Genomic DNA, 14,117 nt, shown 5'->3' on the forward strand with positions numbered 1-14,117 from the left:
GACTGTAGCCGACCGACCCCTGCCGTGGCGTGCGATCAGAACCGGTGGCGGATGCCGACGGTGTAGCCGTTGCGGCTCTTTGGGCCGCCGGCCGTCGTGGTGCCGTTGAGATTGGCATTGCCCTTCAGGCGCGTGGTGTCGAGTTCCGCATAGACGTCCGTACGCTTCGAGAGCGCGTAGTCGGCCGCCATCACGAAGAAGTTCGCCCGGGCGTCACCGGCCACGGTCGGGCCCGACTGCTTGGTGCGGTAGTAATGCGCGCCGAGGTTGAGCAGCGGGGTGATCTGATACCCGACGCCAATCTTGGCGAGGTCGCGCCGATTGGCCGCCAGGAAGGCCGGCCCGCCGAAATTGCCGTTGGCCACCGAGGTGCCGCTCCACAGGCTGGACAGCACGGCGAGGTCGAGCGGCGCGGTCAGCGGCCCGCCGTCGAGTTTGTTGCGGCCGTAGCCCAGGTTGAAGTACCACTTGTCGATGCGGTACGAACCGCCCAGCGTCCAGGCGTCGATCTTGCGGCCGGACCCGAACTCATAGTTCTGGAACGCCCCGCCCACCGACAGGCCGCCGGTGGCGTAGCGCAGGTAGGCGCCGACCGTGCGGCCGCCGGTCGGTGCGTCTTCGTCGAATGAGTACTGCAGCCCGCCGCGCAAGCCGCCGTACTCGGCCATGTACTTGATCATGTTGCTGGCGCGGGCACCGAGCGAGAAGCCGATCTCCGGCTTGAAGGCCTCGAAGTACGGCGAGTAGGGGAAGGACGCGTAGGTGCTCGTCACCACGTCGAACAGCACGTTGTACTGACGGCCCAGGGTGATGCGGCCGAAGCTGCTGCTCTGGATGCCGACCCACGATTGCTGGAAGTAGTTGGTGGTCGCCTGGGCGCCGGTGTCGGTGCCGAAGCGGTTCTCCAGGTTGGCCAAGGCACGCAGCCCACCGCCCAGGTCTTCCGTCACGTTGATGCCCCAACGGCTCTGCGACATGCCGCCGCCAATCATCTGCGTGAGGCTGCCATCGCCGGCCGCGCCTTCGTTGGTCGTGTGCCGGATGGCGGCATCGACGATCCCGTAGATCTGCACGCTGGATTGAGACCAGGCCAGGGGGGCGATGGCGAGCAGGGCGCCGGCCATCGAAGCGGTCTTGAGCATTCGTCGTCTCCTCGTTGTGGTGGCCGCTACTCTAGGGTAGGAGAGCGCAGTTGCGACAAGTTGTTTCCTGCTCGGTTTCCCCTATGGGGCAATCCAGGAAAACTCACTACCGCACGGTAGGAAAACAGGCCGCCAGCGATCTGGTGCGAGCGCGCCAGACGGTGCTGCGCTCTCAGAGACCGAAGTACCAGCGCACCGAGTGGAAGAACACCGGTGCTGCAAAGCACAAGGCGTCGACACGGTCGAGCAGGCCGTTGGCGCCGGTCACGCCCACACCCTTCTGGCCCCAGTTCGGAATACCGCGGTCGCGTTTGAGCGCCTTCATCACCAGATGGCCCATCGAGCCCGCGACGCAGGCGATGAGCGCCATGGCCAGTGCCTGGCCGAACTTGAAGGGCGTGATGAAGGACATCGCCGCGCCGACCACGCTGGCGATCGCCATGCCCAGGCCCCAGCTGGCCCAGTTGAAACTGCGGCTCACGTTGGGCGCGAACGGCTCGCGCGCGAGCCAGCGCCCGAGCATGCTGCGCCGCGCACGATCGGCCTCGTCCGGCGGCAGGTACGCGAAGCGCCGTGCGATGAGATGCTGAACCACCATGCAGGTCTGCACCACGAAAACCAGGAAGAAGACGAGGAAGGCGCTTTTGCCTTCGTACCCGGGGAAGGACAGCAACAGCAGCGCCGGCACGTGGCTCACGCCGTAGACGCAGACCATGATGCCCCACTGCAGCTTGGCGTTGCGCTCCAGGAACTGGCTGGCGTCGTTGGCCAGCGCGCTCACCACGGGAATGGCGATGAAGACGTAGACCGGGATGAAGACGGTGAACAGATCGAAGCGCGCCGTGCCGACCAGGATGAACTGGATCGGCAGCACCACGAAGAAGGCCAGGATCAGGCTGCGGTGGTCGCCCCGCCGCGTCGGCGACAGCGTGATGAATTCGCGCAGCGCGAAGAAGGCGATGAAGGCGAACAGCAGCGTGGCCACGCCCGGCCCGAGCGCCCAGCCGATCCAGAACACCACCGCCATGAACCACGTGGTGCGCAGCAGCGCGCGGAAGTCCGACAACTCGCGCAACCAGGCTTCGCCATGGGCCGCGTTGCGCCGCTCGCGCAGGCCGACCCCCAGCGTGGCGATGCTCACCAGCGTGAGCACGCCGAAGACGATGAGGAAGAGGGCGGCGACCTGATGGATCGGCGAGAGGTTGCGCAGGAAGGCGTTCATACGTGGCGCAGCGCCATCACGGCATCGCGTGCGCGGTCGAGGAACACCCGGCGCTCCTCGTCGGGGGCGAGGACGATCGGCGCGCCGAAGGTGACGGAGCAGAGGATGGGCACCGGCACGATCTCGCCCTTGGGCATGACGCGCTGCACGTTGTCGATCCAGGCCGGCACCAGCACCACGTCGGGGAACATCTGCGCCAGTGTGAAGAGGCCCGACTTGAACTTCTGCGGCTCGCCGGTGTGGCCACGCGTGCCTTCGGGAAAGATGATGATCGAGTCGCCGCTTCGGAGTGCTTCGACGAGCGGCTGCAGCGGCGCCATCGGGTCAGGCGGCGGTGCCCCTTCTTCGGCCGGGGCCGGCGTGCCGCCGCGTTCCACATAGATCGCGTTGAACACCTCGGTGGTGATCCAGCGCTTCACGGGGGTGTTGGCCCAGTAGTCGCGTGCGGCAATCGGCCGGGTGATGCTGCGCAACTCTTCAGGCAGCGCGGCCCAGATCATCACCAGGTCGAGATGGCTTTGATGGTTGGCGAAGTAGATGCGCTGCTCGGCCTTCGGCGGGCAGCCCCACCATCGCGCCTGTGCACCGGTCAGCAAACGCACCAGGCCCAGCAGCACCCACCCCAGCAACTTCGCAGCAAGCATGCGGCGATGATACGGGGCCATGACGACACCTCCTGCTCCGGTCTGGCGCTTCGACGCCAGAGCCTTCGCCATCGCGTTGCTGCTCTTCGTGCTGCTGGCGCTCCTCGCCATCTTCGGTGCGGGCGCCGGTTGGCTGCGCGGCTTCTTCGGCGACGTGCTGGCGGTGGTCTGGCTGTACTTTGTCTTCAAGACGGTGATGGCGGCGCGGCCGATGCCGCTCGCGCTGGCTGCCTTCGGCGTGGGATGTGCGTTGGAACTGGGCCAGTACCTTGCGCGCTTGGGTCAATGGCAGATCGCGAACCCAGTGCTGCGTGTCGTCATCGGCAGCACGCCGGACTGGCTGGACGTGCTGGCCTACGCCATCGGTGCAGCAGCCGTCGTTGCGATCGAACGGAGCATCGACGCATGACGACGCATGCACTGCGACCTGCCCGCACCGAGGACATCCCGGCCCTCATCGATCTGATCCTCACGCATGGCCCCAACCCGTGGAACTGGCTGCCGCCCGACGACGTGGCGCGGCATGTCGCGCAAATTGCGACAGGGGAGGTCCGCGCGGTGGTCGCGTGCGAGGGCGATGTCGTGCAAGGCGTCGTCACCTTTTGCCAGACCCAGCACTTCGCGCGCTACCAGCCGGTCGGGCGCGCCGCACAGCCGCAGGGCTATGTCTGCGAAGCGGTCGTGCACCGCGATGCCGTCGGGCAGGGTCTGGGCGCGCGCTTGCTGCGGGCCGCGCTCGAGGCGCTGAAGGCACAGGGCCTGCACGCGGTCTACATCGACCGCCATGAAGAGAACGCGGCATCGGCCGGGATGATGCGCAAGGCCGGCTTCACCGTGATCGACACCTTCGACGAGCCCGCGCGGCGGCCGCATGGTTCGGGCCGAACGACCGTGTGCCGCATCGTCTTCGACGACGATGCAGTGTCTCCCCCTTAGGGCAGATCGACGGCCGACATCCGCGCCTGGATGGTCGACGCGCGGCCACTCACGTAGGGCGAGCCGGGGCGCTTCTCGAAGAACTTGGGGCTGGGCAGCATCACGGCCAGACGCGCCGCCTCATTGGCGCTCAGCCGCGCCGCCGGCTTGTTGAAGTAGTGCTGCGCCGCGGCTTCGGCACCGAACACGCCTTCGCCCCACTCGACGTTGTTGAGGTAGATCTCGAGGATGCGGCGCTTGCTCAGCAGCGCCTCGAGTGCCGCGGCGAGCACCAGCTCCTGGCCCTTGCGCAGCAGCGTGCGCTCGCCCGACAGCAGCAGGTTCTTCGCCAGTTGCTGCGTGATGGTCGAGCCGCCGCGGATCTTGGCGGGCGCCGGCTCCTTGCCGCGGGCGCGCGCCTGCGCGGCACGGCGCGCGGCGATCTCCTCGGCCTTCGCGTTGCGCTGGCGGGCGCGTTCGATGGCTTCCCATTCGATGCCGCCGTGGTAGATGAACTCGGCGTCCTCGCTGGCGATCACCGCGCGCTTGAGCGTGTCGGCGATACGGTCGTAGGGCACCCATTCCTGCTGCCAGCCCGGCGACTCGCCACGCTTGGCATTGGCGCGTCCGTTCGTCGCGATCTGCCAGGCTTCAGAGCGCTGGAAAGCGGTCGACTCCGGCGCGACCACGGCCATGAGCGCGATGCGCCCGAGGAAGAAAAGCTGAAGGGCCAAGCCTGCCACCATCAGGCAGAGCAGCCAGCGCGCGATCTGCCGCATGCGCCTAGCCGTCGACCACGGCGCGCAGCTCGGCCAGCACCTGCGCCGCTGGCGGTCGAACGCCGCGCCAGATCGCGAAGGCTTCGGCCGCCTGCTCGACCAGCATGCCGAGCCCGTCGCGCGGCACCGCATCGTGCGCGCGAGCCCAGTCCAGAAAGCCCTCGGCGGCCGGCCCGTACATCATGTCGATGGCCAGCGTGCCGGGCTTGAGCACCGACGCTGCCACCGGCACCGCACCGCCCGAGAGGCTCGACGCGCTGGCGTTGACCACGATGTCGAAGTCGCCGGCCACGGTGTGCAGCTCCTGCGCCTCGATGCTGGCGTGGTGCTCCAGCGCCAGCGCGGCGTGGCGCTGCACCAGCACGATGGCCTTCGCCAGCGTGCGGTTGGCGACCACCACGCGTCGCGCACCGGCCGCCAGCAGCGGGCCGAGTACGCCCGAGGCACCGCCACCGGCGCCGATCAGCAGCACATCGCGCCCGGCGATCGGCACGCCCGCGTTGCGCTGGATGTCGTTGACCAGGCCCACGCCGTCGGTGTTGTCGCCGTGCACGCCATCGTCGCGAAAGCTCAGCGTGTTCACGGCCTCGGCCAGCGCCGCGCGTTCGCTCAGATGCTGGGCGGCGTCGCGTGCGTCGAACTTGAAGGGCACGGTGACGTTGCAGCCGCGCGCGGTGCCAGCGGGGTCCGCGCGAAAAGCGGCCAGGCCTTCGGCGAAGCCGCCGAGTTCGATGCGGCGCCGGCCGTAGTCCAGGGTCTCGCCGGTCAGTTCGGCGAAGCGGGCGTGGATCCACGGCGAGCGGCTGTGCTCGACTGGGTTGCCCATGACGCAGTACAGGTCCATGCTTCTTAATTCTGGCGTGACGACAGCTGCGTCTCCAGCGTTTCGTCGCGCGTGAAGCGGAAGCGCGAGGGCAGCACTATCTGGTCGGCCTGGCGCCGCATCGCATCGCTGAAGCGGCCGAAGTTGCCGATGCTGCGCACGATGGCCTGCGCCCGCCTGTCGAGCGCGAGGTTGCCCGAGGTCTCGACCACTTCGGTCGCCAGCAGGCTGCCGTCGAAGTTGACGGTGACCAGCATGGTGAGTTCGCCGTAGAGCTTCTTGCCGGCGACCTCGGGGAAGTTCTCGGTGCCGCGCGACTCGATGCGCCGGCGCAGTGCGTCGACGTACACCGCGTAGGCGGCCTCGCGCGTCGACGGGCTGATGTAGCGCTTCTTGGGGCGCGCGTTTTCTTCGTTGACGCGGCGCTCGATCTCGGCCAGCAGGTTGATGAGCTGCCGGCGCTTCTCTTCCTGCGCTTTGGCGTCGCTGGGGTTGCCCTGATGGCGCGGATCGGGCAAGGGCATGGCGGCGAGCTGCTGCTTGATCTGCGCGAGCAGCAACTGCTGCTGCGCCTGCATCGCCTCGACCTTGCGCTCGGCTTCCTCCATCGAGTCGCCGATGGTGGTGAAGGTGGAGGGCGGCAGCGGGCTGGTGGCGCGGCCGCGGTCGAGGTCGCCGCCGCCGGCCATCGACTTCTGCGCGATGGCCATCGCCTTGTCGGGCGTCTCGTTGGTCGACGCGTTGACCAGGATGATCTCGAGCGGTGTGTCCTGGAACACCCGGTTGAACGCCTGCGGATCGACGAAGCGCACCGCCAGCAAGGCGGCATGCGCCACCACCGACAGGCCGAGGGCGATCTGCAGGGTGCTCAGGTCTTTGAGGTTCATGGCGCGCTCGGCGGGGTGGCGTTCAGGCCGGCGTGTTCTCGGCAGGGGCCTCGCTGTCGTTGAGGTCCACGGCGATGGCGATCGGGCCGGCCACTTCGTCCTCCTCGTCCGAGCCGCTGTCGTCGAGCGCCGCCGCATCGACCGGTGCATCGAGGCGTTCGAGCACCGTGCCGTGCACGTCGAGCGCGATCTCGTCGATCTCGCCGAGCTTCACGCGCAGGTGTGCGCCGCGCTCCTGCTGGCCGGCCACCGGGAACACCAGCGGCAGCGTGTCGGCACGCACCAGGGCACCGTTCGGGATGTCCTTGATCACGGTCGCGGTCAATTCGCCGATGCCCTGCTGCTGCAGGTACTTGAGCGTCCAGAAGCGCTCCATGCCGCCCTGGTAGGCGTTGTAGGTCGCGTAGGCGGCGTCGAAGCCAGAGAGGATGGAGAAGAGGTCGGCGTCCTTCGGCTTGAAGGGGGCGGCGAGCGCAGCGGTCTTGCCGTGGCGCGCCGCCGCGATGATCTGCCACTGGTTCACCAGATCGGTGTAGCGGCGCAGCGGCGAGGTGCTCCAGGCATAGCTCTTCACGCCCAGGCCCGCGTGCGGCAGCGCCCGGGTGCCCATGCGCACCTTGATGCCGGGCGCCAGGCTGGCCTGGCTGCGGTAGAGGCCCGGCACGCCGAGTTCGCCCAGCCAGCCGCCCCAGCCGCTGTTGGCCAGGATCATCGCTTCGGAGACGATCAGGTCGAGCGGCGCGCCGCGCTGGCGCGTGCTGATCTGCACCTGCTCGCTGCCTTCGGGCTCGCCGTCGTTGCCCACGAGGCGGAAGTTGTAGTCGGGCCGGTTGAAGTTCTCCGGCTTGCCACGCACCACCTCGCGCTGGGCCTTCAATTGCTTGGCCAGGCGGAACAGGAAGCTCAGCGGTGCACGCAGCGTATTCACCACCTCGGGCGCATCGGCGCTGGTCACCGCAGCGTCTTCCAGCCAGGCCTGCGTGATGACGCCGTCGAGCTGGTCGTGGCGCAGGTTGGCGACGATCGGCACGCGCTCGATCTTGGTCTCGGTACCCTGCAGTTCGAGCGTGGCTTCGTCGAAGCGCGCATAGAGCGACACGGCCGGGCGTTCGCCGCCTTCGAGCAGCGTGTAGCTCTGCACCACCGCGTCGGGCAGCATGGTGATCTTGTAGCCCGGCATGTAGACGGTGGACATGCGCGCGCGCGCCACCTGGTCCAGCGGGCTGCCCGGCGCGAAGGCCAGGCCGGGCGCGGCGATGTGCACGCCGACCGTCACGGTGCCCGTGCCGAGGCCCTGCACCGACAGCGCGTCGTCGATCTCGGTGGTCTGCGAATCGTCGATCGAGAAGGCCTCGACGCCGTCGGCGCGCGGCAGGTCGTCAGCGATGGCCGGGGCGCTGAGCGCAGGCGGGAAGGCCGTGCCCTTGGGGAAGTTCTCGAACAGGAAGCGCTTCCAGTGGAACTGGTAGGCCGAGTCGATGGCACCCGCGCGCTCCAGCAGCTCGAGCGGCGCGCGCTGGGCGGTGCGCGAGGCCTCCACCACCGCCTTGTACTCGGGCGCGTTCTTGTCGGGCTTGAAGAGGATCTTGTAGAGCTGCTCACGCACAGGCGCCGGGCACTCGCCCGCCACCAGTTGCGCCGCCCAGTCGGCGATCTGTGCCAGCACCTGTTTCTTCTTCTCGATCGCCACCAGCGCCTGCTGGATGATCTCGGCGGGGGCTTTCTTGAAGCGGCCCTTGCCCGCACGGCGGAAGTAGTGCGGCGCCTCGAACAGCGCATACAGCGCCGCGGCCTGCTGCACCAGCGAGGGGTTGGCCTGGAAATACTCGGTCGCCAGCTCGGCGAAGGCGAATTCGCCCTCGGGCGCGAATTCCCAGGCCAGGTCGAGGTCCATGCCGGCGGCGAGCGCGCGGGCTTCGGCGATCAGCTCGGCCGGGGCCGGCTTCTCGAAGCGCAGCACGATGTGCGCGCTCTTGACCTTGACCCGCTTCCCGGACTCGAGCTCGACCTGCGCCGACGCTTCGGCTTCCGACAATACGCGGCCGCCGAGGTACTTGCCGGCTTCTTCGAACAATACAAACATGGGCGCGATTGTCCCATGCTGTATTGGGCTCGCCCCCAGGCTTGCCCACTGCGTGTGGCCTCCCTCCCCCTGCCGGGGGCACCATCGGCGGCCCGGCGGAGCTGGTTCCGCGGTGTTCCCGGCTTACACGGGGTCCAGGAAGGCCATCACGTCGTCGAGGTGCGCCGTCTCGAAGTCCGACAGCGCATGGTCGCCGCCGTCGAGCAGGCGCACCCGGCTGCCGGGGTAGCGGGCCGACATCTCGCGCCAGTCCAGCACTTCGTCGCCCTTGGCGACGATGGCGAAGATGCACTCCGGGTGGTCGATCGGGCCGACCTCCAGCGTGCGCAGTTCCTCGATGAAGGCCGGCTGGAAATAGAAATGCTGCGCCGGGTCGTGCCAGGCGGTCTGGTCGCCGATGTGGCGGGCCAGGTCTCGCGCCGGGTCGACAGCGGGGTTGAGCAGCACCGCCGGGCAGCGGGTCATGGCCGCGACGTAGGTCGCGTAGAAGCCGCCCAGCGACGAGCCAATGACCGCCATGGTGTCGCGCGGCCAGGCGTCGATGCCACGCATCACCAGGTCCATCGCTTCGCGCGGCGAGGGCGGCAACTGCGGGCACCACCACTGCACGCCCGGGTGCTGACGGGCCACCCGCTCGGCCATCAGGCGCGCCTTCATCGATTGCGGCGAGGAGCGGAAACCGTGCAGGTAGAGGAGATGGGTGGTCGGCATCGACGGCATGCTAACCGCGGTGTCGCGCAGAATGAAAAAGCCCCGCCGAAGCGGGGCCGTGCACGGTCGGCGGGCGGTCACTGGAGCTTGTAGGTGGCGATCTTCTTGCTCACTTCGACCTGCCGGGTGTTGCGGGCCCACAGCTCGAACATGTTCATCGTCGTGCCTTGCGCATACTGGGTCGGCGAGCTCGCGTCGCAATGCGTGTCCGCGCTGCCCTGCTTGGAGCAGTACAGCTTCGCCTTGCGTGCCGTGATCGACACGCCGGTGCTGTCGTTGTAGCGCGCGCCCTGCACGCTGTTGACCATCGGCGCGCGGCCGTAGGCGGACAGCGATGTCGGGGCCAGCGCGCCGTCGGGCACCACCCAGCCGGCCGTGTCGCCTGCCGCACTGAAGTCGATGATGTTCGGCTCGGCCGGGTCGAGCGCGCCGAACACCAGGTTCCCCGAGTTCGACGAGCTCGTCTCGGCGACGAGCTCGGCACGCAGCGTCGGCGTCACGTCGACGAACACGAGCTGCTTGATCTCGTCGATCGATTGGGCGCGCGAGAGCGTGCGGTAGCTCTGCACGACGTTCGGCACCTGGGTGTCGACGTGGAAGAACTCCAGCTTCCAGACGCTCTGGTCCTGCAGGACGCGCAGACCGGCTTCGTCGTACTGCGGGCTGGCGGCGAAGAAGCCTTCCTTCTCGGCCGGGTTGCCCGTCGTCGAGGGGCTCTTGTACGCGGCGGCCAGCCGGTAGACGCTGCTGCCGGTGGGCGTGCCGTTGTTCTCCGCGACCAGGTAGGACAGGCCGCCGCTGGGCACATAGGTCAGCTGGCTGCCGAACGGGGTCGTGACCACCACCTTGGCGAACACCGACGCGCCGCTCGCGAGGCGGTTGTCGATGCTGATGTTGTAGCCTGTGGTGAACGAACTGAAGGCCGAGGCGTTGATCAGGTCGCGGTCCTCGGAGAACGGACGCACGCTGGCGCTGTAGGCGTTGCCGTTGCCCACCAGCTTGAGCGTGCCGTCGACGTTGCGTGCGATGAGCGTGTCGTTCTCGGCGTTGCCGGTGGCATCCACCCAGCGGTAGCTCATGACCACGTCGCCATTGGTACGCAGGAACTCGAAATTGCCGCGCTCCCACTTCAGGCCGGTGGCGCCGCTGCGGAACAGGCTGGCGTAGGCGCCGCGGTTGTTGGCGTCGCGGCCGACGTTGTTGCCGTTGCTGTAGTAGGTGCTCGGGTCGTCGTTCAGGAACAGGCTGCGGCAGGCCGGTGCCACCACGTTGGCGGCGGTGCCGGTGACCACACCGTTGTCGTTGCCGTTCGTGACGCGCTGCGACGCGGGCAGGGCATAGCAGGCGGTCATGCGCTCGAACAGGCCGGCGACCATCGCCGGTGACGGAATCGCCATCAGCTGAGAGGCCGTCACGGCCGGCAGCGTCGGCACAGTCGTGGCGTCGCTGCGGAAGACGATGGAGATCGGCGCGGCATCGGCCGTCGCGGGCTGTGCCTTCACCGTGATCTCGATGTTGGCCGCGGTGCCGTCGGGCCGCACGCTCACCGAGATGGCGTCGAGCAGCTTGTCCTGGCCGGTGCCGTCGGCGACGAAGACACCGGACATCGGGTCGATCGTCACGTTCAGCGCGCTCAGCAACGGCTGCAGCGCGGTGAGCAGTTCGCTCACCTGGGCCTGGATGGTCGTGGTCGTGACGCTCTCGGGGCGGGTCGTGATGGCGCCGGCCAGGCTGGCCGGGTTGCCATCGGGCGACAGCTGCGAGACGACGATCGTCGTCAGCGGCGTGACGTTGGCGGTGCCGCTGCCGGCACTGGCCGTGGTGCTGTAGAAGCTCAGCTCGTCGCGGCTGGCCTTGACGACCAGCGGCGCCTTGGTGCCCAGGGGCAGGGTGCAGCTGTAGGCGCCCTTGTCGTCGGTCTGGGTCGTGCAGACCGTGGCGCCGGTCTGGTCCGTGACGGTCACCGTGGCGCCGGCGAAGGCCGCGCCGGTGGCGGCGACGCCGCTCAGCGTGGCCGGGGTAGCGACCGGCTCGGTGACCGGCGGTGTCGTGCCGGTGCCGGTGCCGGGTGCCGACGTCGATCCACCGCCGTCGCCTCCGCCACCGCATGCGGCCAGCGCGAGCAACACGGCAGCCGCCAGGCCTCCACGGGTCTTCTTGTTCATCGTCATCTCGGTCCTTTGGGTGATTCGTTACAAAGTCGTTACATGCGACGGGCGCCAGTGTCTGCGGCGGGCTGCCATGACACATCCCATGAATCAGTGAGTCACAAAAAATTTCCAAGTGTTTCGCGGCGTATGCTTCGCGCCCATGCATACCGAGGTATCAACCGGGCCGGGGAGGCCGTTCAGGGTGCTGGTCGTGGAGGACGACGTACGGGCGCGTGGCTTTTTCGAGCTGAGCGTGCGTGCGAGCGAGCGCCTCCGGTGGATGGCCGGCCTCGGCACGGTGCGCCAGGCGCTCGAATGGCTGGCGGCGACCGCGGAAGCGCCGGATGTCCTGCTGGCCGACCTCGGTCTGCCCGACGGCAGCGGGCTCGAGGTGATCCGGGCCGTGGTCGCCCGTTTTCCGCAGTGCGAGCCGCTCGTGATCTCGGTCTTCGGCGACGAGGACAACGTGCTGGCGAGCATTGAGGCCGGTGCCGTCGGCTACCTGCACAAGGATGCACCGCCGGAGGACATCGCCCAGACCATTCTCGACATGAAGGCCGGGGCGTCGCCGATCTCGCCCATGATCGCGCGCCGCGTGCTGGCCAAATACCGCTTTCTGCATTTGGCGGCCAGCGCCGGGGCCCAGGCCGAGACGGCCGTCGCGCTGCCGGCCGTGCCGAGGGTCGACGCACCGGCGCTGCTGTCGGCCCGCGAACAGGAGGTGTTGACCCTCATCGCCCGCGGCTTCTCCTACGCGGAAATCGCGCGGCTCACGTCGCTGAGCGTGCACACGGTGCAGACGCACATCAAGAACCTCTACGGCAAGCTGGCGGTGCATTCGAAGAACGAGGCGGTGTTCGAGGCGACGCGGCTAGGGCTGCTGCGCCACCCGGGCTGAGGGCGGGCCTGATGAGGACGATGCTGCGATGCGTCCTGCTGGCCCTCGCGGCGCTTTGGGCGGGGCTCGCGGCAGCGGAGGCGCCGAGCGAAGGCCTGCTGGTCTTGCAGCACGGCACCGTCGTGAGCAGCGTGGATGGTCGCACCCAGGAGGGCGCCGTCTCGCTGCCCTATCACTGGGACCGCCTGCACCGCGGCCGGCCGGGCGAGGCGCGCTTCACGCTGCCCTTCAGCGTGGCGGAGACACCGACCGAGCCGTGGGGTCTGTTCATTCCGCGTGTGGGCAGTGCCTTCGATGTCGCGCTGAACGGTCATGTACTTCAGACCTACGGCGACCTCGCGCGTCCCGACGGTGCCGACTACGCCAAGGCGCCGATCTACCTGCCGATCCCGCCCCACCTGCTGCGGCCGGGCGAGAACCGGTTGCAGATCCGCATCCGCGCCGACTCGGGGCGGCGCGCCGGGCTGGCGGCGCCGACGATCGGGCCGGCGATGCCGGTCCGCGGCAACTTATTCGCGTCGGCGTACGCCTGGCGCTTCACAGGTTCGGTGCTGTTGTCGGCGTTCAGCCTCGTGGTCGGCGCCATCTCGCTGGCGCTGTGGTTCACGCAGGCCGACGCGAGCGGCACCGGCCGGCCGCGCCGCGAGCCCTTGTATCTGTGGGCGGCGCTGGCGGAATGTTGCTGGGCGTTGCGGGTGGCCGACGGCGCCATCCGCGAGCCGCCCCTGCCCTGGGTCGCCTGGGGCGTGCTGATGACGGCCTGCTATTCCGGCTGGGCCGGTTCCTGCGTCATGTTCTGCCAGCATCTGGCCGGCTGGCAGGACCGGCCCGGCATGCAGTGGCTGCAACGCGCGGTGGCGGTCGTCTTCACCATGCCCGTCCTGGCCTGCTATGTCGCCCTGACACGGGCCGAGCCCTTCTGGCTGACCGGCTGGCTGGCGCTGGAGATCGTCGCGGTGACGGCCTACGTCCTCTTCTTCCTGGCGGCGACAGTCAGGCGGCCGACACCCGCGCGGGTGCTGGTGGCATCGGCGCTGGCGCTCACCCTCGCGGTGGCGGTGCGCGACTGGCTCGTGATCCGCGTCAGCGACGCCTACGGCGACACGACCTGGGTGCGCTACACCTCGCTGTTTTTCGGCATGGCGTTGCTGGGCGTCGTGCTGATGCGTTTTCGGGACGCCAGCGCCCAGTCGCGCGACCTGTTGCGCACGCTCGCCGTCCGCGTGGCCGACCGTGAGCGCGAACTGGCGTCGGTCTATGGCCACCTGGAACTGGCTGCGCGCGAACAGGAACGCACACGGGAGCGCGAGCGCATCCTGCGCGACATGCACGACGGCGTCGGCGCGCACATCAGCGCGGCGATTCGCCAGCTGCAGTCCGGCCATGCCAGCCATGCCGAGGTCTTGCGCACGCTGCGCGATTCGCTGGACCAGCTGAAGCTGTCCATCGATTCCATCCAACTGCCGCCGGGCGATGTGCAGGCGCTGCTGGCGGGCCTGCGCTACCGGCTCGAACCCCGCTTCGCCACGTCGGGGCTGGCGCTCGAATGGGCCGTGGACGAACTGCCGTTGCTGCCGCGCCTGGACGCGCCCCTGATGCGGCAGCTGCAGTTCCTGCTGTTCGAAGCCGTGTCGAACGTGCTGCAGCACGCGCAGGCCGGCGTGCTGCGGATCGAGGCGATGAGGGTGGGCGCTGCGGTGCGCATCTGCGTCGTTGACGACGGCGTCGGCTTCGACGCGGTGCGGGTTCCGCGCGCGCTCGCGCAACGGGCTGCGGCCATCGGTGCGACCATCGCCGTGCAAAGCCGACCTGGCCGCACGGTCGTCAAGCTCGATTTCGACGTCTGAGCGAGCGCAGGCGTCG

13 protein-coding genes are annotated in these 14,117 nt (G+C 68.7%); 4 read left to right on the plus strand and 9 right to left on the minus strand.

The annotated features are described in order from the left end of the window. Positions 1 to 35: 35 nt before the first annotated feature. The 3 genes from ACSFA0_RS04990 to ACSFA0_RS05000 all read right to left on the minus strand — a co-directional run bounded on the left by ACSFA0_RS04990 (position 36) and on the right by ACSFA0_RS05000 (position 3,029). Positions 36 to 1,142, minus strand: a complete 1,107-nt coding sequence (locus ACSFA0_RS04990; RefSeq protein ID WP_435449116.1) for a porin — start codon at positions 1,140 to 1,142, stop codon at positions 36 to 38. Positions 1,143 to 1,314: 172 nt separating this feature from the next. Further along, positions 1,315 to 2,364 (minus strand): phosphatidate cytidylyltransferase, encoded by a 1,050-nt coding sequence (locus ACSFA0_RS04995; RefSeq protein WP_435449117.1) that lies wholly within the window; start codon positions 2,362 to 2,364, stop codon positions 1,315 to 1,317. Continuing rightward, entirely contained in the window at positions 2,361 to 3,029 is a 669-nt protein-coding gene (locus ACSFA0_RS05000; RefSeq protein WP_435449118.1) for a lysophospholipid acyltransferase family protein, read from the minus strand. Before ACSFA0_RS05000 ends, ACSFA0_RS04995 begins: the two co-directional genes overlap by 4 nt. Between ACSFA0_RS05000 and ACSFA0_RS05005 the strand changes: the two genes are divergently transcribed. After that, positions 3,028 to 3,417, plus strand: coding sequence for a ribosomal maturation YjgA family protein (locus ACSFA0_RS05005; RefSeq protein ID WP_435449119.1), 390 nt, complete (start codon positions 3,028 to 3,030; stop codon positions 3,415 to 3,417). The genes ACSFA0_RS05000 and ACSFA0_RS05005 overlap by 2 nt on opposite strands. Further along, a complete protein-coding gene (locus tag ACSFA0_RS05010; RefSeq protein WP_435449120.1) occupies positions 3,414 to 3,944 on the plus strand; it encodes a GNAT family N-acetyltransferase in 531 nt (176 codons plus the stop codon). Before ACSFA0_RS05005 ends, ACSFA0_RS05010 begins: the two co-directional genes overlap by 4 nt. On the opposite strand, the gene ACSFA0_RS05015 is transcribed toward ACSFA0_RS05010, so the two are convergent. The 6 genes from ACSFA0_RS05015 to ACSFA0_RS05040 form a co-directional block, all read right to left on the minus strand. After that, positions 3,941 to 4,702: a transglycosylase domain-containing protein gene (locus ACSFA0_RS05015; protein WP_435449121.1), complete on the minus strand. Its 762-nt coding sequence runs from the start codon at positions 4,700 to 4,702 to the stop codon at positions 3,941 to 3,943. The genes ACSFA0_RS05010 and ACSFA0_RS05015 overlap by 4 nt on opposite strands. A gap of 4 nt (positions 4,703 to 4,706) precedes the next feature. Continuing rightward, complete coding sequence (aroE, locus tag ACSFA0_RS05020; RefSeq protein ID WP_435449122.1) at positions 4,707 to 5,546, minus strand: shikimate dehydrogenase; 840 nt, start codon at positions 5,544 to 5,546, stop codon at positions 4,707 to 4,709. Positions 5,547 to 5,551: 5 nt separating this feature from the next. Then, a complete protein-coding gene (locus ACSFA0_RS05025) occupies positions 5,552 to 6,412 on the minus strand; it encodes an energy transducer TonB (protein ID WP_435449123.1) in 861 nt (286 codons plus the stop codon). A 22-nt stretch (positions 6,413 to 6,434) separates the two neighbouring features. Then, entirely contained in the window at positions 6,435 to 8,495 is a 2,061-nt protein-coding gene (locus tag ACSFA0_RS05030) for a ribonuclease catalytic domain-containing protein (RefSeq protein WP_435449124.1), read from the minus strand. 123 nt (positions 8,496 to 8,618) lie between these two features. Next, a complete protein-coding gene (locus ACSFA0_RS05035; RefSeq protein ID WP_435449125.1) occupies positions 8,619 to 9,206 on the minus strand; it encodes a YqiA/YcfP family alpha/beta fold hydrolase in 588 nt (195 codons plus the stop codon). Between the two features lie 77 nt (positions 9,207 to 9,283). Then, a complete protein-coding gene (locus ACSFA0_RS05040; protein ID WP_435449126.1) occupies positions 9,284 to 11,371 on the minus strand; it encodes a carboxypeptidase regulatory-like domain-containing protein in 2,088 nt (695 codons plus the stop codon). A gap of 145 nt (positions 11,372 to 11,516) precedes the next feature. On the opposite strand from ACSFA0_RS05040, the gene ACSFA0_RS05045 reads away from it, so the two are divergent. Both ACSFA0_RS05045 and ACSFA0_RS05050 read left to right on the plus strand, forming a co-directional pair. Continuing rightward, complete coding sequence (locus ACSFA0_RS05045) at positions 11,517 to 12,254, plus strand: response regulator (protein WP_435449127.1); 738 nt, start codon at positions 11,517 to 11,519, stop codon at positions 12,252 to 12,254. 20 nt (positions 12,255 to 12,274) lie between these two features. After that, a complete protein-coding gene (locus tag ACSFA0_RS05050; RefSeq protein WP_435449128.1) occupies positions 12,275 to 14,101 on the plus strand; it encodes a sensor histidine kinase in 1,827 nt (608 codons plus the stop codon). Positions 14,102 to 14,117 lie beyond the last annotated feature (16 nt).

This window comes from Variovorax restrictus (assembly GCF_051216715.1).
Lineage (GTDB): Bacteria > Pseudomonadota > Gammaproteobacteria > Burkholderiales > Burkholderiaceae_C > Variovorax.

Coding starts and splice junctions, on each gene's coding strand:
- ACSFA0_RS05030 (WP_435449124.1), bottom strand. CDS start 8,495: ATGTTTGTATTGTTCGAAGAAGCCGGCAAGTACCTCGGCGGCCGCGTA.
- ACSFA0_RS05040 (WP_435449126.1), bottom strand. CDS start 11,371: ATGAACAAGAAGACCCGTGGAGGCCTGGCGGCTGCCGTGTTGCTCGCG.
- aroE (WP_435449122.1), bottom strand. CDS start 5,546: ATGGACCTGTACTGCGTCATGGGCAACCCAGTCGAGCACAGCCGCTCG.
- ACSFA0_RS04990 (WP_435449116.1), bottom strand. CDS start 1,142: ATGCTCAAGACCGCTTCGATGGCCGGCGCCCTGCTCGCCATCGCCCCC.
- ACSFA0_RS05000 (WP_435449118.1), bottom strand. CDS start 3,029: ATGGCCCCGTATCATCGCCGCATGCTTGCTGCGAAGTTGCTGGGGTGG.
- ACSFA0_RS05035 (WP_435449125.1), bottom strand. CDS start 9,206: ATGCCGACCACCCATCTCCTCTACCTGCACGGTTTCCGCTCCTCGCCG.
- ACSFA0_RS05050 (WP_435449128.1), top strand. CDS start 12,275: ATGCTGCGATGCGTCCTGCTGGCCCTCGCGGCGCTTTGGGCGGGGCTC.
- ACSFA0_RS04995 (WP_435449117.1), bottom strand. CDS start 2,364: ATGAACGCCTTCCTGCGCAACCTCTCGCCGATCCATCAGGTCGCCGCC.
- ACSFA0_RS05045 (WP_435449127.1), top strand. CDS start 11,517: ATGCATACCGAGGTATCAACCGGGCCGGGGAGGCCGTTCAGGGTGCTG.
- ACSFA0_RS05025 (WP_435449123.1), bottom strand. CDS start 6,412: ATGAACCTCAAAGACCTGAGCACCCTGCAGATCGCCCTCGGCCTGTCG.
- ACSFA0_RS05005 (WP_435449119.1), top strand. CDS start 3,028: ATGACGACACCTCCTGCTCCGGTCTGGCGCTTCGACGCCAGAGCCTTC.
- ACSFA0_RS05010 (WP_435449120.1), top strand. CDS start 3,414: ATGACGACGCATGCACTGCGACCTGCCCGCACCGAGGACATCCCGGCC.
- ACSFA0_RS05015 (WP_435449121.1), bottom strand. CDS start 4,702: ATGCGGCAGATCGCGCGCTGGCTGCTCTGCCTGATGGTGGCAGGCTTG.